Below are 20,510 nucleotides of genomic sequence, written 5' to 3'. Positions count from 1 at the left end.
ACGTCGCGGAGCCTTATCCCCTCATCCCGCCTGGACCGCCGCGGCGGCGCTGGCGCGGCTGAACAGATCACGACCGATGGCCCGGGCCGTGCGCAGATGCAGCGCCGGATCCTGGCTTTCCGATTCCAGCAGCAGCTCCGAGGTCAGCACCCGCGCCCCGCAGTAGTCGAAGATCCCGTGGTCGATCTGGGTCTTCATCGCCGTCTCGTAGCCGTGGCGCCCGTAAGTGCCGGCATCGGCCCCACCGACGCCAAGCAGATGCACCCGCAGGTGTCCGAGTTTCTTCTCAAACCTATTGGCTTCGAGGTTGAAATCAAACGCCCAGCCGTTGGCGAACACCCGGTCGATCCAGCCCTTGAGCAGCGCCGGCATCGACCACCAGTACACCGGATAGACCAGCACCAGCGCATCGGCGCGGTCGATGCGCGCCTGCTCGGCCAGCACGTCGGCCGGGGGCTGTTCCTGCCGGCGATGGACCGCGTGGTCGGCGACGTTGAAGCGTGGGTCGAACGCCTCGGCGAACAGGTCGGCGATCTCGAACGAGTGGGACGGCCCAAGCCCCTCGGCGACCTGGGCCGCCAGGCTGTGGCTGAGGGAGCGGGGATCATGGTGGGCGACAACGATAAGCGCATGCATGGCGAAGACTCCTGCCGATGGAGGCAAATTGGATTGAGGGCGGTAACCAGGCCCTATATACTTTTGGTAAGTTACGAACAGTAAGTTACTTTTGGTATATAAGCATGTCAAGCATCCCCTCCGAGGCTTCACCCCCCCGTCGCCGCCTGTCCCGCGAAGAGCGCCTGCAACAGTTGCTGGAAGTGGCCTGGCAATTGATCGGCGCGGAAGGCACCGAAGCCCTGACCCTGGGCCGCCTCGCCGAACAGGCCGGGGTGACCAAGCCGGTGGTCTATGACCATTTCGTCACCCGCGCAGGATTGCTGGCGGCGCTGTACCAGGACTTCGATGCGCGGCAGACATTGCTGATGGACGCCGCCCTGGACCGCAGCGAAGCGACCCTGGCCAGCCGCGCAGCGGTCATCGCTGGCTCTTATGTCGACTGCGTCCTGACCCAGGGCCGCGAGATCCCGGGGGTAATCGCCGCGCTGGCCAGCTCGCCGGAACTGGCGCGGATCAAGGAGGAGTACGAGCTGATCTTCCTGGAAAAATGCCGCGCCGCCCTCGCCCCCTTCGCGGCGCCCGGGACCATAGCCACGGCTGGCCTGCGGGCGATGCTCGGGGCGGCCGAGGCGCTGTCCCATGCCGCGGCCACCGGAGAAATCAGCCGCGAGCAGGCCCGCGACGAGCTGTTCGACAGCATCGTCGCCATGGTCGAGCGCAGTGCGCGGCGTGGCGCCGGCCCGGTCTAACCGGCTTCGCCTGCCACCGCCACGGCAGGTTTCATCGAGCCGAACCACCAGGTGACCAGAGCGCACAGGGCCATGACGCCGCAGGTGCCGACAAACACCGTGCGCATGCCGAAGTGCCCGCCGAGAAAGCCCCCGGCCAGGGGGCCGAGCACCTGCCCGACGTACTGGCTGGAGGTCGAGTAGCCGAGCATCCGCCCGGCGATGTTTTCCGGCACCGAATGGCGAATGATGCTGGAGATGCAAGGCAACAGCCCGCCCAACGCCAACCCCATGAGAAAGCGCAGCAGCACCAGTTGCCAGGGCGCGCTGACCAGCGCCTGGGGAATCAGCAGCAGGGCCGCGGCGGCCAGGCACACAGTGAGCACCCGCCAGTGGCCGATACGGTCGGCCAGCTTGCCCAGCTGCGACGCGGAAATAATGCTGCCCAGGGCCGTGGCGGACATCACCAGCCCCGCCATCAGGGTGACCTTTTCCGCCCGCAGTTCCTGCAGGTACACGGTGATGATCGGCTCGATGGACATGGTCGCGAACATCAGCAGGCAGGCCACCGCGAACATGCTCAATACCGTTTTTTTGTCCGCTACGGACGCCCAGGAGTTGTCCGGCGCCTGGCCCTTTTGCGTGGCCGGGCGCGGCTCGCGCGGAGCCTCCTTCAGCAGAAAGGTGGTGGCCAGGAAGGTCACGAAGATCACCGCGCCGGCGATGAAGAAGGTGTTGCGGATGCCGATCAGCGGCGACAGCAGACCACCCACCAATGGCCCGGCCAGGCTGCCGGCCATGATCCCCGAAGACAGCACGCCCAGGGCCCAGCCGGAGCGCGCCTTGGGGGTTTGCGTGGCGACCAGGATGGTCGCCCCCGAGGCATAGCCACCCAGCAAGCCCGCCAGCAGGCGCAGCAACACCAACTGCCAGACATTCTCCGCCAGACCGATCAGCGACATGGCCACGGCCATGCCGAGGCTGGCGCGGATCAGCATCAGCTTGCGCCCATAGCGGTCACCCAGGCGGCCCCACAAGGGCGCGGTGATCGCCGCCGACAGGAAGGTCGCGCCAAACGCCACGCCGGACCACTGGACGATGGCCGCCGGGTCGCTGACCCCCAGTTGCTCGACGTACAACGGCAGGAACGGCAACAGCAGGGTCATCGCGACAATGGTGGTGAACGCCCCCAGGGCGCACACCGCGAGGTTGCGCTGCCAGTAGCGTTCGGCAGGAGACAGTGGCTGCGGGGTGGACATCGGGGCGCTCCATCGGTCAGGGACGGGGCCACGCTACAGGCTCGATTGCGATAAATAAAATTCATGTTTTTTATGCAGTGGATTCCTTTAAGGAATCCGCACAACGCCTGCGCTGATGTCGCGAGCCTGATGGATTCAGTCGCGCTTCCAGCGCTTGCGCGCATGCAGGTACGCCGCGAGGTCACCGTAACCCAGCTGGGCCGCCACCTGGGCGCGGCTCTCGCCGAGAAACTCCAGCTGCTGTTCCAGTTCGGCGCGGACCTGATCGAGCAACTGGCGAAAGGTCATGCCCTGCTCCTCCAGGCGCCGGCGCAAGGTGCGCGGGCTCTGGTACAGCGCCTCGGCCTGGTTCTCCAGGCTCGGCACCACGCCACGGGCCAGGCTGTCGCGCATGCTGGCCGCGACCTTGCCGGTCCAGCCGGCCAGTTGCAGGCGCTGGGCCAGGCGGCGGTCCAGTTCGCTGCGCAACAACGCCTGCATGCCGGCGTGGCGCGTCAGCAGCGGCAGGCGCAAGGTGGCCTGGTCGTAGTACAGGCAGTTGTGCGGGCAGTCGAATTTGAGGTTGTCACCGAACCACTGGCGATATTCCTCGTGGTAAGCCGGGCGCGGATGGCTGAAGCAGGCGCGTACCGGTCGCACGGGTTGCCCGGTGCCGTGGCGGATCTGGGTCAGGGCCATGACGCAGTAATGTTCGACCACGTAGCGGGTCAACCTGGCGGGTGCGTCGATGCACAGTTCGACGCCGAGCAGCTCGCCGTCGCTGACCAGCTTCAGGCTGTCCATGTCCGAGGCCAGCGCGGCGTAGTCGGCCCAGCATTGCATGGCGCCGCGCACGTCCGGGCAGTACAGGCAGATGTAGGCCAGTACGTGCAGGTCCTGGGGGGTGAATTCGCCGAACAGATGCAGGCCGATGGCCGGGTCGCGCTCCGCCGCCAGGCGCCACAACTGTTCCAGTTCCAGCAGGTTGTAATCCTGGCGGTCGCCGCGGGTCTGGCGTTGCAGGACCCGTTCCAGCACCCGGCCGAGCTGGCCCCGGTGAAAACGGCGGACCGGTTGATTGGCCTCTTCGCCAGTGTTTTTGTCCAGTTCGCGCATAGGGTCCGGGCGGCTCTTGGTTTCTTATTGTTCGGGCAATGCCCATGTCGGGCCTGACTCGAGATTGCCATGAATACAACAATGCTCGCCAACAATCCAATCCTGGTCGTGGCCGGGATTTTCCTCGGTTTCATCCTCCTGGAAATCGCCTGTACTTGCTTTCGCCAACCCAAGGGTCAGCGCCGCGATGTGCTGATCGAGATCATCGGTTCTTCGCTGTTGCTGGGCCTCACCTTCCCCCTGGTGATGTTCCTCAGCACCCTGCTGCTCGACACCTTCGCGCCGTCCCTGAAGAACAGCCTGGGCGACTTGCACTGGGTGGCGGGCGCGGCGCTGTTCCTGCTGCTCGATGACATGACCCAGTACTGGTGGCATCGCCTGACCCACCGTCTGCCATTCCTCTACGCGCTGCACCGCGCGCACCATTCGGCGCCGTACATGAGCATCCGCATCGTCTACCGCAACAACAGCTTCTATTACCTGCTGATGCCGGGCATCTGGCTCTCCGGCGTGCTCATCTACCTGGGCCTGGCGCCGGTCTACTACGGCTACCTGATCGTCAAGATGACGGTGATCTTCGCCGCCCACAGCAGCGTCGCCTGGGACGACAGGCTCTATCGCATCCCGGCCCTGCGCCCGCTGATGTGGCTGCTGGAGCGGACTATCTCGACCCCTTCCACCCACTCCGCCCACCACGGCCTGAACGCCCATGACGGGGTGACCCACTACAAGGGCAATTTCGGCAATCTGCTGTTCTTCTGGGATGTGCTGTTCGGCACCGCGAAAATCACCCGCCGCCGCCCCACCGCCTATGGCATCGAGGACCTGCGCCCCATCAGCTGGCAGCAGGAACTGTTCTGGCCGCTGGTGCGTTCGCCCAAACCCGCGGCGCGTCCCGAAGCCAAGCAGGAGGTGGCGCAATGAGCCTGCATATCGCGCTGCTCGCCGGCTCCAGCCAGCTCGCTAGCCAGTCGGCCAAGGTCGCCCATTACCTGAGCCAACGCCTGCGCCAACTGAAACTCTGCGAGCAGGTCACGCTGCTCGACCTCGGGCGCTTGCCCTTGCCGCTCTGGCCAAGCCCCGACTCGAACGGCGCCTGGAGCCAGTACTCGGCCAGCTTGCTCCAGGCCGACGCGCTGGTGGTGGTGACGCCGGAGTGGAACGGCATGGCCTGCCCGGCCATCAAGAACTTCTTCGTGTATGCCGGCCACACCGAGCTGGGGCACAAACCGGCATTGCTGGTCGGGGTCTCGGCCGGCCTGGGCGGCGCCTACCCGCTCGCCGAGCTGCGGGCCTCCAGTTACAAGAACTGCCGGATCTGCTACCTGCCGGAACAGCTGATCGTGCGTCAGGTGGAAGGCGTATTCAATGCGCATTCCGAGCCCACGCCTGAAGAACGCCACCTGCGCGCCCGCGCCGACTGGAGCCTGGAAGTCCTGGCCGAATACGCCGGCGCGCTGAAGCACCTGCGCTCGCGCATCGATATCCGCGCCGCGCCCTTCGCCAACGGAATGTAGCCACGCAACACAGGAAGTGACCGCTCCGGCGAGGCGCCCTGCCTCCCCGGCGCCGTGAAGAAATTCGCTTTCGCCAGGGCCCTTCCCCGCCAAACTGTGGCTACAGTCTTAGGAGCCGTCACGGGCTTGGGCGCCCTGCTGCACGCGGGCAAGTCCACGCGCGGCCTGACAAAGACACGGGCAAGGGTGAACCTTATCGCCGCCTGCCCGGTCGATAGATGCAATCTGGCCAGGTTTGGCGATAAGCCCCCGTTTCTTCCAATGGGGCGTCGTACGGCTGGTTTCATTTCCTGGAGAACGCCCGTGATAACGACCCGACACATCGCCAGTCTCAAAGCCTGGGGCGCCCATGGTTTCACCGCGACCGGCGTGGTCACGGCCTTTCTCGCCACCCTGGCGCTGTTCGACAACCAGCCCAAGGCCTGCCTGCTGTGGCTGGGCGTGGCGCTGATCGTCGATGGGGTCGACGGCTCGCTGGCGCGCAAGGTCAATGTGCAGTCGGTGCTGCCGCATTTCGACGGCTCGGTGCTGGACCTGGTAATCGACTACCTGACCTATGTGTTCATCCCGGCGCTGTTCATCTATCGCTACATCCCGCTGCCGGACTACAGCGCGCTGCTGGCGACCTCGGTGATCCTGGTGTCGTCGCTGTTCTGCTTCTGCAACGTCAACATGAAGAGCAAGGACAACTATTTCGTCGGCTTTCCCGCGGCCTGGAACGTGGTGGCGCTGGCGCTATACATCCTTGCCCCGACACCCTGGCTGAGCCTGTCGAGCATCGTGGTCCTGGCGCTGCTGACCCTGACCCGGATGAAATTCCTGCACCCCTTCCGCGTGCGCCGCTTCATGCCGGTGAACATCGCGGTGACCGCCATCTGGCTGCTGTGCAGCCTATCGCTGGTGATCAACCATCCCTACAATGGCCCCTGGGTGATGGGCTTGTGGCTGGCGATGTCGGCGTACTTCCTGGGCATCTGCATCTGGCGCACCGCGCTGGGCTGGTTCGACCACGCGCGAACCTGAACCACTGCTGTATCCCTGACCGCAACGAGACTCGACATGCTCTATCGCTTCGCCGCTGACGCCCTGGTATCGCTGCACCTAACCTTTATCCTGTTCGTACTCTTCGGCGGCCTGCTGGTGCTCAAGTGGCCGCGCCTGGCCTGGCTGCACCTGCCCGCCGCGACCTGGGGCGTAGCGGTCGAAGTCTTCCACCTGCCCTGCCCGCTGACCGAGTGGGAAAACCGCCTGCGCCACGGCGCCGGCCAGCAGGGGTATGGCGACGGTTTCATCGAACACTACCTGATCCCGCTGATCTACCCGGCCGGGCTGACGCCGCAGATCCAGCTGGGCCTCGGCGCGCTGGTGCTGCTGATCAACGCCCTGGTCTACGGGCGGCTGTTGTGGCGGCGCCGGCAGCCTTGAAAAAACCGACGGCATGGCTGGCGAATCCTGCGCCACAGCCTGCCCCGTCTGTGTATATTTCCAGGCAACCCCATGGGCAACGGCGATCCGCGATCGCTTCGAGTGGAGTCCATAGATGCCCGATTTCCAGATCCGCCAGCCCTGCCCCCCCGGCGCCTGCGATTGCGAGCGCGAGCGCCTGCTGCAAACCCCTGGCACCGACCTGCGCATCCTCGGCCTGACCCGCCAGGAGGAAAAGCGCCTGCTCGAGCGGCTGGAAAACCTGCAAAGCCTGAGCGACCTCGAACACATGCAGCGGCGGATGTACGAACTGCTGGGCATCCGCGTACAGATCGCCCCCAGCTTCAACGAAGTGCGCAGCATGCGCGGCATCGCCATCCAGCTCGACGAGCTGCCGGGCCTGTGCCGCAAGACCCGCCAGTCGATCCCCGCCGCGATCCGCCGCGGCCTGGAGAAGAACCCGGAAATCGCCTACCGCCTGCTCGACGCCCACGACCTGTTGCGCGATGCCTGAACTGGAATGCTCCCTATGAAACCCGCCGTCACGGCCAGCCCCTTGATCGTCATCAGCGACACCATCGACAGCACCTTCGAAACCCTGCTCGGCCAAGGCCTCGCCGCCTTCAACGAGCAGATGACCGGCTACAACGATCGCCAGCCCCTGGCCGTGGAACTCAAGGACCCGGAGACCGGCCAGGTCCTGGGCGGCATCAGCGGCCGCACCTCCCTGGGCCTGCTGTTCATCGACCTGTTCTACCTGCCCGACAGCCTGCGCGGCGCGGGCCTCGGCGCCCGACTGCTGCAGGCTTGCGAAGACGAAGGCCGGTGCCGCGGCTGTCGCTCGGCCGTGCTCTACACCCTGAGCTTCCAGGCGCCGTCGTTCTACGAAAAACACGGCTGGCAACGCTTCGGCGAGATCCCCTGCGAGCCCGCGGGCAGCAGCCGGGTCTTCATGAGCAAGGTTTTGTAAGCGGCCAGGGCTTCCCAGGCCCGCGATGGCCACGCCGCCGAACGCCTGCGTTAGCGTTCTTCGTGCGCCAACTGCGCTCCTACAGAAGCAGAGGTTTGCGCAAGCTTCGGCACTCGCCTGCGAATCAACTCGCACCGGCCTGGAACTTCTTGCGATACGCCGCCGGCAGCAGGCCGACCCGTTGCTGGAACAGCCGGCGAAACGAGTTGCTGTCTTCGTAGCCCACCTTGTAGGTGATGCTGTCCAGGGTCATGCGCGTGGATTCCAGCAGCTCCTTGGCCTTTTCCAGGCGCAGGGTCTGCAGATAGGCCAGGGGCGTGTAGCCGGTGGCCTCCTTGAAGCGGCGCTTGAAGTTCCGCACGCCAAAGCCGAAGCGCCGGGCCGTGTCGTCGATCAGCAGCGGCTGGTCGAAGTGTTCCTCCAGCCAGTCCTGCACCCGCAGGATCTCGCCATCGCCATGGCTCTTGGGCAACGACCACATGACATAGACCGACTGCTCGCTGCGCACCTTGTCGATCAGCAGGTACTTGCCGCATTTCTGCGCCAGTTCCAGGGAGGCGAAACGCCGCACCAAATGCAGCAGCAGGTCCATGGCCGCGCTCGCGCCGCCGCTGGTGATCAGGCGATCGTCCTCGCAGAGGAGCTGCCCCTCGTCCAGCTCGACCCCGGCATAACGCCGCCGGAACAGCTCGGCGAAGGCCCAGTGGGTGGTGGCGCGGGCGCCCTTCAATAGGCCGGCTTCGGCCAGCAGGAAGGTGGCGGTGCACATCGAGGCCAGCACCGCGCCTTGGGCATGCTGTTGCCGCAACCAGGGCCCATGCCTGGCAAATGCCGGCAAGGCTTCCTTCAAGGTGAAGAGAAAACCGGGGATCAGCACCAGATCGGTCTGGACGATCTCGGCCACCGAACGCTGCACCCGCAGCGCCTGCCCGCCCCAGGCGCTGACATCGGCGCCATCGAGCGAAGCGACCACCACCTCGAACGGCGCGCTGGCGCTGTCGGCGAACAGGTTGGCGGCGCTCAGCACTTCCAGGGCCAGGGTGGCGCTGGCGGCGGAACAGTGATCGGCCAGGAGCAAGGTGACGTGCATAGTGGATTCCGTTGCGCTTTTCGCATGAAAAATGTCATTTGCGCACCTAGCTTAGCCGATCCCCCTTGCCTAAAGTGCGGCCATCCTTTCAATCATCGGTGTACTCATGAATCTCTGGTTCCGCATGCTGCTCATGCTGTTTCGTCGTCCGTGGCGCAAGCCGGTCGAAGGCCTGGCCACCACCGTCGTGCGCATGCGCGTCTGGCCGCTCGACCTCGACCTCAACCGCCACGTCACCAATGGCCGCTACTTCACCCTGGCCGACCTCGGGCGCATGGATTTTGTCCTGCGCAGCGGCGCCTATCGCGTGGCCCTGCGCCACAGGGCCGTGCCGATCGTTGGCGATGTGTGGGGCAAGTTCCGCCGTGAACTGAAGCTGTTCGAAGCCTTCGAGATCCACAGCCGGATCCTCGGCTGGGACGAGAAATGGAGCTTTATGGAACACCGCTTCGTGAGCAAAGGCCGGGTGATCGGCGTGGTGGTGATGCGCGGGCTGTTCCGCTCGGCCAAAGGCACCATCGCCCCCGGCGAGTTCGTCCACGAACTGGGCGTGGACATCTCGCCCGAGTTGCCACAGTGGCTGCAAGACTGGTCGCAAAGCTGCGACGACATGAGCGTTCAGTTGCGCGCCGAGGAAGATCCAGCGCGTTAAGGCGGTTCGCTGAAACAACAACGCCATTGCCGACCCAGGTCGACAATGGCGCTGATGCGCGACAGCCAGCGCTTGAGCGAGCGCGACGCCGTAATGGCACCGCGCCCGCCCGTCACTCAGTGCGGGGCGCGGGGGATGGTCTTGAGCAGGTCTTCGGGGCTGATGTGGCCGACCACGCTGCCCGGTTGCGGCATGTTGAGGATGTGGCCTTTCATCTTGCCGATGATGTGCATCTCGCACGGCTTGCAGTCGAACTTCAGGGTCAGTACTTCGTCACCGTGAATCAGCTGCATCGGCGCCACCTTGGTGCGCACGCCGGTGACCCCCTTGGCCTGTTTCGGGCACAGGTTGAAGGAGAAACGCAGGCAGTGCTTGGTGATCATCACCGGCACTTCGCCGGCCTCTTCGTGGGCCTCGTAGGCCGCATCGATCAGCTTCACCCCATGGCGGTGATAGAAGTCGCGGGCCTTCTGGTTGTAGACGTTGGCCAGGAACGACAGATGCGATTCCGGGTACACCGGTGGCGGCGTGGTCTCGGCCTTGCGGCTGCCACGCGGGTGAGCGGCAACCCGCGCGGCGGTCAAGGCTTCGATCACTTCCCGGCGCAAGGCCTTGAGCTGCGAGTTGGGGATGAAGTAAGCCTGCGGCGCATCGAGCTTGATGTCGATGGCGTGGTACTGCGTGGTGCCGAGCTGGCCGAGCAGGTCGCGCAGCTGCTCCAGCGCCTGTTCCGGCTTGTTGGCGACGCCGAACGGGCCGTCCAGGGTCACGCTGGCGCTGATCCCCTCTTCACTCGTCGCTGTCACTTCCAGCTGTTCTTCGCGCAGGCGCGCGACCCAGCTCAGGGCCACGCGACGCTCGGACGAAGTCTTCTGCAGGGCCTGCTGCCAGTTGTGATCGAGGTTGCGGTTCAGCGGGTGGTTCGGCCGCAGCTTGTACAGGCCTTCCGGCATCTCGTTGGGCTCGACGCGATAGCGATAGCGCTTTTCGCCGTCCTCTTCGAACTCGCCCTTGGGCTCGGCGATGTTGGCGCGAAAACCCACCACTTCGCGCTTGACCAGCACGTTGAGGCCGTCGCCGTTGGACAGCGGCTCATGGGTCACCACTTGCAGGTCGCGCTTGGCGACTTTCTCGACCACGCCCACCGGCAGGCCGGTAAAGGTCGGCGAGTCGAAGGCGCCGATGTCGATCTTGCGATCGGTAACGAAATAATCGGTGCTGCCGCGGTGGAAAGTCTTTTCCGGGTCGGGCAGGAAGAAGTGCGCGGTGCGGCCGCTGGAAGCGCGGGCCAGGTCGATACGGTCTTCGAGCACATCGTCCAGGCGCTGGCGGTAATAGGCGGTGATGTTCTTCACATAGCCCATGTCCTTGTAGCGCCCTTCGATCTTGAACGAACGCACGCCGGCTTCCACCAGGGCGCGGATGTTGGCGCTCTGGTTGTTGTCCTTCATCGACAGCAGGTGCTTCTCATAGGCGATCACGCCGCCCTTTTCATCCTTGAGGGTGTACGGCAGGCGGCAGGCCTGGGAGCAGTCGCCACGGTTGGCGCTGCGGCCGGTCTGCGCATGGGAGATGTTGCACTGGCCGGAGAAGGCCACGCACAACGCGCCGTGGATGAAGAACTCGATCGCCGCGTCGGTCTCGTCGGCGATGGCGCGGATTTCCTGCAGGTTCAGCTCGCGGGCCAGGACCAGTTGCGAAAAGCCGGCCTGGTCGAGGAACTTGGCCCGGGCCAGGGTGCGGATATCGGTCTGGGTGCTGGCGTGCAGCTCGATCGGCGGAATGTCCAGCTCCATCACGCCCAGGTCCTGGACGATCAACGCATCGACGCCCGCGTCGTACAGCTGGTGGATCAGCTTGCGCGCCGGCTCCAGCTCGTTGTCGTGGAGGATGGTGTTGATAGTGGTGAAGATCCGCGCGTGGTAACGGCGGGCGAACTCCACCAGCTCGGCGATTTCGCTCACTTCGTTGCAGGCGTTGTGGCGCGCGCCGAAGCTCGGGCCGCCGATGTACACGGCGTCGGCGCCGTGCAGGATGGCCTCGCGGGCGATGGCGACATCGCGGGCAGGGCTGAGCAATTCCAGGTGATGCTTGGGCAAGGACATATTTTTTTAGTCAGGCTCGTCGAGGCGCGCATTGTAGCGGCGAAACGCCTGACCGGCACCCGTGTACTGCCCGGTGGCGCCCACTCGCCGAGCGGCACCACCGGATAACGCCGCAAACTCAGCCCTTGGCCGCCATCGCGGTGACTTCCACGCGCATGCCTTCGACCGCCAGGGACGCCACGCCAACGGCGGCGCGCACCGGCCAGGGCTTGGCGAAGAAGCGCTGGTAGACCTCGTTGAACGCGGCGCGCTCGGCCATGTCGGTGAGGTAGATGGTCAGGTGCAGGACCCGGTCCATGGAGCTGCCGGCCTTTTCCAGGGCCACCTTGAGCGCCTGCAGGGTGCACTCGCTCTGCGCAGTGATGTCGCCCAGCTCCAGGCTGCCGTCGGCACGGGTGGGGATCTGGGTGGAGACCAGGATGCCGGCGAAACCGGCAACGTCGGAAGAGATGGAATCCGCGTCGGGATCGGGAATGAAATCGATATCGTGGTGGGCCATGGGGCTCTCTTGCTCGAGGGGATAAAGGGCGCCAGTTTACCGCCCCGGCGCCGGGTCGTGCGGGAATCGGCGGGAAAACCCGGCAGCCTGCCGGGCTGCCAACACCCCGCCCTGCCCACTGGACAGCCGGTCGCCCTCCAGGGCGTGGACACCGCGGCTGCCCGGCTATTATTCCTGCCAGGTATTGATCGTCGGCCGGTATTGACGGCGTGTGGCAAGCCGGCCCTGCTGCCACCTGTACCTCAAATACGGAGGAAGAACCCCATGAAGATCGTCATCACCAGCGTGGTCGTCGACGACCAGGCCAAGGCCCTGGCCTTCTACCGGGAGGTGCTGGGTTTTCAGCTCAAGCACGACATCGCCATGGGCGAGCATCGCTGGCTGACGCTGACCTCCCCCGGCGATCCCGACGGCGTCGAATTGCTGCTGGAGCCCGACGCCCACCCGGCCGCCAAGCCATTCACCTCGGCGCTCAAGCAGGACGGCATCCCCTTCACTTTCTTCGGGGTCGAAGATGTGCACGCCGAATATGCCCGGCTGAGCGCCGCCGGTGTGCAGTTCACCCGGGCGCCGACAGTCGCCGGCCCGGTGACCCTCGCGGTCTTCGACGATACCTGCGGCAACCTGATCCAGATCGTCCAGCAGAACTGAACAGCCCCGGCGCGGTGAGCTGAAAACAAACGGGTCCTCTCCCTTGCGGGAGAGGACGGGCGAATACCTTCAGGTGTGGTGAATGTCCCGGTCCTTGGTTTCCGGCAGGAACAAGGTGCCCAGGATCGCCGTCATCACCGCGATGACGATCGGGTACCAGAGCCCGTAGTAGATGTCCCCGGTGGCCGCCACCATGGCGAACGCCACCGTCGGCAGGAAGCCGCCGAACCAGCCGTTGCCGATGTGATACGGCAGCGACATCGAGGTGTAGCGGATGCGCGCCGGGAACAGCTCCACCAGCCAGGCGGCGATCGGGCCGTAGACCATGGTCACGTAGATCACCAGCAGGGTCAGCAATGCCAGCACCGCCGGATAGTTGGTCTTGGCCGGATCGGCCTTCTCGGGGTAGCCGGCGTCCTTGAGGGCGCTGCCCAGGGTGGCGACGAAGGCATCGTTCCGCACCTTGAAGTCGGCGGCCGGCATGCCGGTGCCTTCGAAGCTCGCCATCACCTTGTCGCCGATCCGCACCTGCGCGACCGCGCCAGGCTCGGCCTTCTCGTTCTTGTAGGGAATGGCTTTCTTCGCCAGCACGCTCTTGGCCAGGTCGCAGGAGCTGGTGAATTTGGCCTTGCCCACCGGGTCGAACTGGAACGAGCACTGGGCGGGATCGGCGATCACCGTGACCGGGTTGCGCTCCTGGGCGCTGAAGACGTCGGGATTACCGTACTGGGTCAGCGCATGGAAGATCGGAAAGTAGGTCAGCGCCGCGAGAACGCAGCCGACCATGATGATGCCCTTGCGACCGATACGGTCCGACAGGCTGCCGAACAGGATGAAGAACGGCGTGCCGATCAGCAGCGAACCGGCGATCAGCAGGTTGGCGGTCTGCGGGTCGATCTTGAGCGTCTGCAGCAGGAAGAACAGCGCATAGAACTGCCCGGTGTACCAGACCACCGCCTGGCCGGCGGTGCCGCCGAGCAGTGCCATGATCACGATCTTGAGGTTGTCCCAGCGGGCGAAGGACTCGGTCAGCGGCGCCTTGGACGACTTGCCTTCGGCCTTCATCTTCTGGAACACCGGCGACTCGCTCAGTTGCAGGCGGATGTACACCGAGACAATCAGCAGCAGGATCGACAGCAGGAAGGGAATCCGCCAGCCCCAGGCCTCGAAGGCTTCGGTGCCGAGGATCGTGCGGCAGGCGAGGATCACCAGCAGCGACAGGAACAGCCCCAGGGTCGCCGTGGTCTGGATCCACGACGTGAAGTAGCCGCGCTTGCCCTTGGGGGCATGCTCGGCCACATAGGTCGCCGCGCCGCCATACTCGCCGCCCAGCGCCAGGCCCTGCAGCAGGCGCAGGCTGATCAGGATGATCGGCGCCGCCACGCCGATGGTCGCGTAGCTGGGCAGCAGGCCGACCACGGCGGTGGAGACCCCCATGATCACGATGGTGATGAGGAAGGTGTGCTTGCGCCCGATCATGTCGCCCAGGCGGCCGAACACGATCGCGCCGAACGGCCGCACGGCAAAGCCCGCGGCGAATGCCAGGAGGGCGAAGATGAAGGAGGTGGTTTCGTTGACGCCAGCAAAGAAATGCTTGGCGATGATCGCGGCGAGAGAGCCGTAGAGGTAAAAGTCGTACCACTCGAATACGGTGCCCAGGGACGAGGCGAAAATGACCTTGCGCTCCTCCCTGGTGATCCCGCGGTTGGGCGCGCTGCCCGTGGTTGTACTGTCGATTGCCGGCATGAGGGTTCTCCGTCTTGTTCTTGTTATAGGCCGGAGTGCCTTACTACCCTTGCCGCACCCAGGCCCTGGGCTGATGTCATCGAACTGAAGCTCATCGAACTACGGATTGCACAAAGCATGGAAACAGGCTGACGGCCTCGCATCGCTGCCAGGTTTCCCTGAAGCATAATCAGCTTCGCGCAGATATCCACTCGCCCGCCGCCTGGCGGCCCTCCTGCCACGCCGCCGTCAACCATCACTGCCGTCGATCATTCAAATCATGAAAGCGGATTTTTCATTTTCCGCCGATGCCTTCAGAATGGCGCCACCTTCAATACCGTCGGACAAGTACGTCATGAATATCAATTTTGCGGTCGCCTGCATGATCGTGGTTTCCTTTGCCATCGCCCTGTTCCACACCTGATCGGCAGCCCCGCTCGACATAGCCCCGGCCATCGGCACGGGTGCCGGACACTGACTTGCCGCGTTCCCCACGCGGCATTTGTGTTTAAAATGCCCGCCCTTTTATTGCCGGCCCTCCTTCGATGAACCCCGACGCCCTCGCCACCCTGCACCATCACCTGCTGACAGCCCTGGCCTGCGCTCCGGCGGAAACCCGGCGCCTGTTCCATGGCCGCGGGCGTTGCTGGCCGGGGCTGGAGCAACTGACCGTGGACTGGCTGCAGGGCGTGGTGCTGGTGGCGTTGTTCAAAGAGCCAGAGCCGCAGCAGCTGGAGGCGCTCAAGCAATTGCTGCTGGCACTCAGCACCTCGCCCGAGTGGCAGGCCTGTGGCGCCCACACCCTGCTGCTGCAACACCGTTATCAGCTGCAAAGCCCAGTGGACTGGCTGGTGGGCGAACCCATCGATGAATGGACCCTGGTCGAGGAAGGCCTGCGCTATCGGGTGGATCTGGGTCAGAAGCAGAACAACGGCCTGTTTCTCGACATGCGCTACGGTCGCAACTGGGTGCGCGCCAATGCCCGGGGCAAGCGCGTGCTGAACCTGTTCGCCTACACCTGCGGCTTTTCGGTGGCGGCCATCGAAGGCGGCGCGACCCATGTGGTCAACCTCGACATGTCGCGCGCGGCCCTGAGCCGTGGCCGCGACAATCACCGGCTCAACGGCCACGACCTGAGCCGGGTGAGCTTTCTCGGCCACGACCTGTTCAAGTCCTGGAGCAAGGTGAAAAGCGGCGGCCCCTACGACCTGGTGATCATCGACCCGCCTTCCTTCCAGAAAGGCAGCTTCCTGCTGACCAAGGACTACGCCCGGGTGCTGCGGCGCCTGCCGGAATTGCTCACCGCCGACGGCTGCGTGCTGGCCTGCATGAACGACCCGGCCGTCGGCTCGGACTTCCTGATCGACGGCGTCACCCGCGAGGCCCCGGGCCTGCGCTTCGAGCAACGCCTGGACAACCCGCCGGAGTTTCCCGATAACGATATCGAGAGCGGCTTGAAGGCCCTGGTGTTCCGCCGGGTCGAATAAGCCCGTAGCGGTTCAGGCCGGGCTTGCCGCAGCTCCGAACTCGCCATCCACCGACCCAGGCCAGCCCCTGTAAAGCCCAGCACCTCCCGGCTCTTGCCACCGCCGTCACACCGGCGCCTGCACCACCTCGATGCCCAGGCGCCGGTAGTCCTCGATGCTGCCCGAGGCCAGGTGCTGTTCGGTGATCAGCGTATGCAGGCGATTGCACGGCGCCACGGCGAAGGGTTCCACCGCGCCGAGCTTGTCGGCGGTGGTCACTGCGATGACCTGGGAAGCGCTGTCGAGCAAGGCCTGCTTCACCGGTACCTCATCGAAGTGCAGCGAGGTGATGCCGACCTCCGGGTGAATCGCGCACACCCCGGTGAACAGCAGGTCGGCGCGGATGCCCTGGATCAGGCGTACCGCCTCATGGCCGCCGGAAGACAGAGTCGCCGGGTTGAGCCGGCCGCCGGCGAGAATCACTTGGCTGCGCGGGTATTCGGCCAGGGCGACGGCGATCAGCGGCGAAGCGGTGACCGCGGTGATGCCGATATCGGCAGGTAGCGACTGGGCGATCAGCAGCGTGGTCGAGCCCGAGTCGAACATCACGATCTGCCCTTCCTGCACCCGCTGCGCGCCGAGCCTGGCCAGGTGGCGCTTGACCTCGCTGCTTTCGCCCAGGCGGGTGAACACATCCTTGCCGGTGTCCTTGGGCCGTGGCAGCGCGCCGCCGTGCACCCGCTGCAGCAGCCCGGCATCGGCCAGTTCCGCCAGGTCGCGGCGGATGGTGTCCTCGGAGACCGCGAAATGCTGGCCCAGCTCGGACGCCATGACCTTGCCGTCGCGTTCGAGCAGCAACAGGATCTTCTGCCGGCGCACATGGGGCAGTTCGGCGATGGAATGCTGGCTTTGCATGGTTATGCCTGCTTTTGCGTGTTTATGCGAGATTAGCCAAGGCTTTGCCCAAACACAACGCCAGCCCCGCGCATTGGCCGCCCGGGCCCAGGCTTGCTTTACTGAGGCAACCGGGGCGAATTCGTCCCGCCCACAGGTCATGTGGCACCCGGACGCCCATGAGTGAGGAGATAACGCGCGATGCAACGTCTCAGTGCCAAAGACTTCGCCCCCGAGCTGCTCGAGCTCTACGACTACTACGCCCACGGCAAGATCAGCCGCCGCGAGTTTCTCGACCGGGCGGCGGCCTTCACCCTGGTCGGGCTGACCGCCAGCGCTACCCTCGCCGCCCTGACGCCGAACTACACCCTGGCCGAACAGGTGTCATTCACCGACCCGGCGATCGTCGCCGAGTACATCACCTACCCCTCGCCCAAGGGCCACGAGCAGGTCCGGGGATACCTGGTGCGCCCGGCGAAGGCCGAAGGCAAGTTGCCGGCGGTGGTGGTGGCCCATGAAAACCGCGGGCTCAACCCGTATATCGAGGACGTTGCGCGACGCCTGGCCAAGGCCGGTTTCCTCGCCCTGGCCCCCGACGGTCTGACCTCCCTCGGCGGCTACCCCGGAAACGACGACAAGGGCCGCGAGCTGCAACTGAAGATCAATCCGGAAAAGCTGATGAACGACTTTTTCGCCGCCGTCGAATGGCTGCTCGAGCACGACGCCAGCACCGGCAAGGTCGGCATCACCGGCTTTTGTTATGGCGGTGGCGTGGCCAATGCCGCGGCCGTGGCCTATCCGGAACTGGCGGCGGCCGTGCCCTTCTACGGGCGCCAGCCGGACAGCGCGGAAGTCGAGCGGATCCAGGCGCCGCTGTTGCTGCACTACGCCGAACTGGACACCCGCATCAACGAAGGCTGGCCGGCCTACGAGCAGGCGCTGAAAGCCACGGGCAAGACCTACGAAGCCTATATCTACCCCGGGGTGAACCACGGTTTTCACAACGACTCGACCCCGCGCTACGACGAGGCGGCGGCCACCCTGGCCTGGGACCGGACGCTGGCGTGGTTCCACAAGTACCTGGTCCAGGCCAGCGGCTGACAGCGGTTTGCAGGCGACGGCGCGAGGGCGCCGTCGCTTGTGCTCAGCGGCTCAGCCCTTGTTCAGCAACGCCGTGGCGATCACCGTGCCCATGGGCGTCGGTTGCGGGTCGTTCTGGTGCGCGACCGCGTTCACCGCCCAGTCCTCCAACTGCACCCGGCCCTTCTGGAAGATCATCATGTGGGTCGAACCGCCGAACTCGAAATGCCCGATCTCGGTGCCACGGGTGATGTTCACCGGTGCCGCGCCTTCGTCGACGATGAACGGCGGCTCGATCACGCAGGTCGAGACCTCGACCATGCCGATGCAGATCAGCGCGACATAACCGCAGGTCGGGTGCTCGAAGACAAAGATCGCCCGGGCGGCGACATGCCCCAGGTACGGCTGCGACTCGGTGCCCTCCCAGGTGCCCTCGCCTTCGCCCTGGGCCGGACGCTGGGCGAAATAGGTGCCCGGCTGGACCCAGGAGCGCACCAGCTTGCCATCGAGCGGGGCGTTCCAGCGGTGATAGTGGGTCGCCGACAGGAAGCCCTGGTAAGCCTGCCCACCCTGGAACGGCGCGGCCCACTGCTCCTGGCCGCCGAACAGATCGAGCAGCGAGTAATTGACGTCCTTGATCCAGAACTCGGTCTCGAACGCCACATCGTTTTCGTACTGCCAGGGCGTGGTCTCGCAGCCGATATCGACCTGGGTCAGCGGGTTGCCCTGGAACGGCCGCGCGCCGGGCACGAACCTGCGGATGAAAAACGCGTTCCAGGAATCGAAGCCATAGCCGGGCAGGTTCGGGTCATGCTCCATCTGCTTCCAGACCCCGGCCTCATGGGCCGCCGCGGAGATCCACGAACCCTCTTTTTCCGGGTCGTTGATGTCCAGCTTGTCGAGGGAAGCGCTGCTCTTGAGGAAGGCGTTCCAGGCATTGAGCACCTTCTTGAACTGCTGGTTGAAGGTCGTGTCGTGGAACAGCGCGACACCCGCCTCGGTGCCCATCGACACCGCCAGGAAAGCGTTCATCGGCGTGCCGACCTGGGCCGTGGCGTTGAACGACGAGGAGGTGCTGATGATCTCGTTGAGAATCTCGAAGAAGCTGTCGTAGCCGGCGATCCATAGCGCATCGCCATCCGCGTCCTTGATCTGCTCCTTGGTCGCCTCGTCAAGGGTCGCCACGTAGGCGTTCGACTGTTCGATCATCGAGTTGACCCACATGCGGTACACGCTGTTGTGGGTGACCCAGGTCTTGAACTCGATGATTTCCGTGCGCATCGGGGTCAGGGTGCCGGCCTTTTTCTTCTCGGCGATCAGGTTGCGCAGCGGCACCAGGAATTTAGCCGTGGCCCATACCCGGTTGGGCACCCAGAAGCCCATCTGGATCGGCCCGGCGTTGGCCAGCGTCAGGCGTTCGGCGCCGGTGCTTTCCAGGCGTGCCTGGCGCGACGGCTGTTTGGGGTTGTTGAGCTGTTTGTCGTACTGAGTCATGTCTTTACTCCTTTAAAGAGGCGGCGCCCGGGCTGCGATGGCGCGGGCGCGACCAGACCGCGATGAGGTACTGGCCAGCAAACGACTGCTCCAACAGGCGTTCATGTCAGGGGGGCGACAAGGGTTTTGTACGGGGTTGAACGACACTCCGTGTCCTTCTCGCAATGCCGGTCCCGGGCAGAATGCGGCGGCCGAACGGCCATCTACAGGCGCGACTTGCCTGGACAAGTAAAGCTGCTCTGGCGGGTTTCTGGGCGGCGCCCAGAAAATTCATGTAACCGGTCGCTTCACGCTCGGCTGGCGATGGGCGCATGTCGGGCCATCAGCTCGGCGACCCAGTCGATAAACACCCGCAGCTTGATGCTGATATGCCGGTTGGGCGGGAACGCCACGTAGATCGGCATCGGCTCGAGCCGCCAGTCCTCGAACAGACGCACCAGCTCGCCCCGTTCCTGATGCGCCCGGGCCATGTAGTCCGGCAGCCAGAGCACGCCCAGGCCCGCCAGGCCGGCGGCGAGGTAGGCATTGCCATCGTCGACCGCCAGCACGTAGCGGCCCTTGATCTGCAGGCTCTCACCGTGGCCGTGCATGGCATAGGGCAAGGCCTTGCCGGTGCGCGCCCAGAGAAAACCGACGATGCGATGCAATGAGTCTTCCAGCTCGCGCGGATGCGCGGGCGTGCCGAGGCGCTCCAGGTAGCCGGGCGCCGCATACACGCCCAGCTGGAGGTCGCCGACCCGCCGCGCCATCAGCGACTGGTCCGTCAGCTCGCCGCCGCGCACCACGCAATCCACGTTCTCGCCGAGCACATCGACGATGCGGTCGCTGACGCCCAGGTCGATCTGGATGTCCGGGTAACGAGCGTGAAACCCGGGCAAGGCCGGCACCAGGATCATGCTCGCCAACGGGCTGGGCACATCCACCCGCAGGCGTCCCCTGGGCAGCGCCGAAGCACTGGACAGGCTGGTCTCGGCATCGTCGAGGTCGGCCAGCAGGCGCACCACACGCTCGTAATACACCGCGCCATCGGCGGTCAGGTGGACCCGGCGCGTGGTGCGGTTGAGCAACTTGACCCGCAGGCGCGCCTCCAGCTGCTGCACCAGTTGCGTCACGCTGGTCTTGCTCATGTGCAGCGTGTCGGCGGCCTTGGTGAAGCTGCCCGCCTCCACCACCCGGGCAAAGGCCTGCATCGCATCAAATCGGTCCATTTCCACCCCGGCTAACCATTGGATTGTTTGGATT

22 protein-coding genes are annotated in these 20,510 nt (G+C 65.1%); 11 read left to right on the top strand and 11 right to left on the bottom strand.

The features are described 5' to 3' along the window. Positions 1–21: 21 nt before the first annotated feature. Positions 22–636: an NAD(P)H-dependent oxidoreductase gene (locus CRO75_RS16125; RefSeq protein ID WP_097136746.1), complete on the bottom strand. Its 615-nt coding sequence runs from the start codon at positions 634–636 to the stop codon at positions 22–24. Positions 637–740: 104 nt separating this feature from the next. Here CRO75_RS16125 and CRO75_RS16120 point away from each other — a divergent pair, with 104 nt between their 5' ends. Beyond that, positions 741–1,367, top strand: a complete 627-nt coding sequence (locus tag CRO75_RS16120) for a TetR/AcrR family transcriptional regulator (RefSeq protein WP_097136744.1) — start codon at positions 741–743, stop codon at positions 1,365–1,367. Here CRO75_RS16120 and CRO75_RS16115 read toward each other — a convergent pair. Beyond that, positions 1,364–2,605, bottom strand: a complete 1,242-nt coding sequence (locus tag CRO75_RS16115; RefSeq protein WP_097136742.1) for an MFS transporter — start codon at positions 2,603–2,605, stop codon at positions 1,364–1,366. The two genes, CRO75_RS16120 and CRO75_RS16115, sit on opposite strands and share 4 nt — an antisense overlap. A gap of 135 nt (positions 2,606–2,740) precedes the next feature. After that, positions 2,741–3,700: an AraC family transcriptional regulator ligand-binding domain-containing protein gene (locus tag CRO75_RS16110; protein WP_097136741.1), complete on the bottom strand. Its 960-nt coding sequence runs from the start codon at positions 3,698–3,700 to the stop codon at positions 2,741–2,743. Positions 3,701–3,769: 69 nt separating this feature from the next. Between CRO75_RS16110 and CRO75_RS16105 the strand changes: the two genes are divergently transcribed. From CRO75_RS16105 to CRO75_RS16080, 6 genes are all read left to right on the top strand, one after another. Next, positions 3,770–4,624, top strand: coding sequence for a sterol desaturase family protein (locus CRO75_RS16105; protein ID WP_097136739.1), 855 nt, complete (start codon positions 3,770–3,772; stop codon positions 4,622–4,624). Then, complete coding sequence (locus CRO75_RS16100) at positions 4,621–5,217, top strand: NAD(P)H-dependent oxidoreductase (protein ID WP_097136737.1); 597 nt, start codon at positions 4,621–4,623, stop codon at positions 5,215–5,217. The genes CRO75_RS16105 and CRO75_RS16100 overlap by 4 nt, the downstream gene beginning before the upstream one ends. Before the next feature lie 303 nt (positions 5,218–5,520). Beyond that, positions 5,521–6,240, top strand: coding sequence for a phosphatidylcholine synthase (pcsA, locus tag CRO75_RS16095; protein ID WP_097136735.1), 720 nt, complete (start codon positions 5,521–5,523; stop codon positions 6,238–6,240). A 36-nt stretch (positions 6,241–6,276) separates the two neighbouring features. Beyond that, positions 6,277–6,642: a DUF2784 domain-containing protein gene (locus CRO75_RS16090; RefSeq protein WP_007924961.1), complete on the top strand. Its 366-nt coding sequence runs from the start codon at positions 6,277–6,279 to the stop codon at positions 6,640–6,642. Between the two features lie 115 nt (positions 6,643–6,757). Further along, positions 6,758–7,156: a hypothetical protein gene (locus tag CRO75_RS16085; protein WP_007924960.1), complete on the top strand. Its 399-nt coding sequence runs from the start codon at positions 6,758–6,760 to the stop codon at positions 7,154–7,156. A 15-nt stretch (positions 7,157–7,171) separates the two neighbouring features. Continuing rightward, a complete protein-coding gene (locus CRO75_RS16080; RefSeq protein ID WP_097136733.1) occupies positions 7,172–7,612 on the top strand; it encodes a GNAT family N-acetyltransferase in 441 nt (146 codons plus the stop codon). A 124-nt stretch (positions 7,613–7,736) separates the two neighbouring features. Here CRO75_RS16080 and CRO75_RS16075 read toward each other — a convergent pair whose 3' ends face one another. Continuing rightward, on the bottom strand, positions 7,737–8,702 hold the full coding sequence (locus tag CRO75_RS16075; RefSeq protein WP_097136731.1) for a helix-turn-helix domain-containing protein: 966 nt from the start codon (positions 8,700–8,702) through the stop codon (positions 7,737–7,739). A 106-nt stretch (positions 8,703–8,808) separates the two neighbouring features. Between CRO75_RS16075 and CRO75_RS16070 the strand changes: the two genes are divergently transcribed. Beyond that, positions 8,809–9,354 carry a thioesterase family protein gene (locus tag CRO75_RS16070; RefSeq protein WP_097136729.1) on the top strand — a complete coding sequence of 182 codons (546 nt, stop codon included), beginning with the start codon at positions 8,809–8,811 and terminating at the stop codon, positions 9,352–9,354. Between the two features lie 116 nt (positions 9,355–9,470). Here CRO75_RS16070 and CRO75_RS16065 read toward each other — a convergent pair whose 3' ends face one another. Together CRO75_RS16065 and CRO75_RS16060 are read right to left on the bottom strand one after the other, a co-directional pair. Beyond that, positions 9,471–11,459, bottom strand: coding sequence for a U32 family peptidase (locus CRO75_RS16065; RefSeq protein ID WP_097136727.1), 1,989 nt, complete (start codon positions 11,457–11,459; stop codon positions 9,471–9,473). 118 nt (positions 11,460–11,577) lie between these two features. Then, on the bottom strand, positions 11,578–11,958 hold the full coding sequence (locus CRO75_RS16060; protein ID WP_097136725.1) for a RidA family protein: 381 nt from the start codon (positions 11,956–11,958) through the stop codon (positions 11,578–11,580). A gap of 264 nt (positions 11,959–12,222) precedes the next feature. Between CRO75_RS16060 and CRO75_RS16055 the strand changes: the two genes are divergently transcribed. Beyond that, positions 12,223–12,609, top strand: a complete 387-nt coding sequence (locus CRO75_RS16055) for a VOC family protein (RefSeq protein WP_097136723.1) — start codon at positions 12,223–12,225, stop codon at positions 12,607–12,609. Between the two features lie 69 nt (positions 12,610–12,678). On the opposite strand, the gene CRO75_RS16050 is transcribed toward CRO75_RS16055, so the two are convergent. Both CRO75_RS16050 and CRO75_RS33535 read right to left on the bottom strand, forming a co-directional pair. Next, complete coding sequence (locus CRO75_RS16050; protein ID WP_097136721.1) at positions 12,679–14,355, bottom strand: MFS transporter; 1,677 nt, start codon at positions 14,353–14,355, stop codon at positions 12,679–12,681. A 252-nt stretch (positions 14,356–14,607) separates the two neighbouring features. Beyond that, positions 14,608–14,739, bottom strand: coding sequence for a hypothetical protein (locus CRO75_RS33535; protein WP_256596225.1), 132 nt, complete (start codon positions 14,737–14,739; stop codon positions 14,608–14,610). 140 nt (positions 14,740–14,879) lie between these two features. On the opposite strand from CRO75_RS33535, the gene CRO75_RS16045 reads away from it, so the two are divergent. Then, on the top strand, positions 14,880–15,821 hold the full coding sequence (locus CRO75_RS16045) for a class I SAM-dependent methyltransferase (RefSeq protein WP_097136718.1): 942 nt from the start codon (positions 14,880–14,882) through the stop codon (positions 15,819–15,821). A gap of 105 nt (positions 15,822–15,926) precedes the next feature. Here CRO75_RS16045 and CRO75_RS16040 read toward each other — a convergent pair whose 3' ends face one another. Continuing rightward, positions 15,927–16,715, bottom strand: a complete 789-nt coding sequence (locus tag CRO75_RS16040) for a DeoR/GlpR family DNA-binding transcription regulator (RefSeq protein ID WP_097136716.1) — start codon at positions 16,713–16,715, stop codon at positions 15,927–15,929. A gap of 180 nt (positions 16,716–16,895) precedes the next feature. Here CRO75_RS16040 and yghX point away from each other — a divergent pair, with 180 nt between their 5' ends. Next, positions 16,896–17,795, top strand: a complete 900-nt coding sequence (yghX, locus tag CRO75_RS16035; protein WP_097136714.1) for a YghX family hydrolase — start codon at positions 16,896–16,898, stop codon at positions 17,793–17,795. Between the two features lie 51 nt (positions 17,796–17,846). On the opposite strand, the gene CRO75_RS16030 is transcribed toward yghX, so the two are convergent. Then, on the bottom strand, positions 17,847–19,268 hold the full coding sequence (locus CRO75_RS16030) for a phosphatidylserine decarboxylase family protein (protein ID WP_097136712.1): 1,422 nt from the start codon (positions 19,266–19,268) through the stop codon (positions 17,847–17,849). Positions 19,269–19,555: 287 nt separating this feature from the next. After that, complete coding sequence (locus CRO75_RS16025; protein ID WP_097136710.1) at positions 19,556–20,476, bottom strand: LysR family transcriptional regulator; 921 nt, start codon at positions 20,474–20,476, stop codon at positions 19,556–19,558. Positions 20,477–20,510 lie beyond the last annotated feature (34 nt).

It is taken from the genome of Pseudomonas sp. LAMO17WK12:I10 (genome assembly GCF_900215185.1).
In the GTDB taxonomy this organism is placed as follows: Bacteria; Pseudomonadota; Gammaproteobacteria; order Pseudomonadales; family Pseudomonadaceae; genus Aquipseudomonas; species Aquipseudomonas chlororaphis.
Note: the sequence above shows the minus strand (reverse complement) of the source record. Positions and strands in the feature narration are given on the sequence as shown.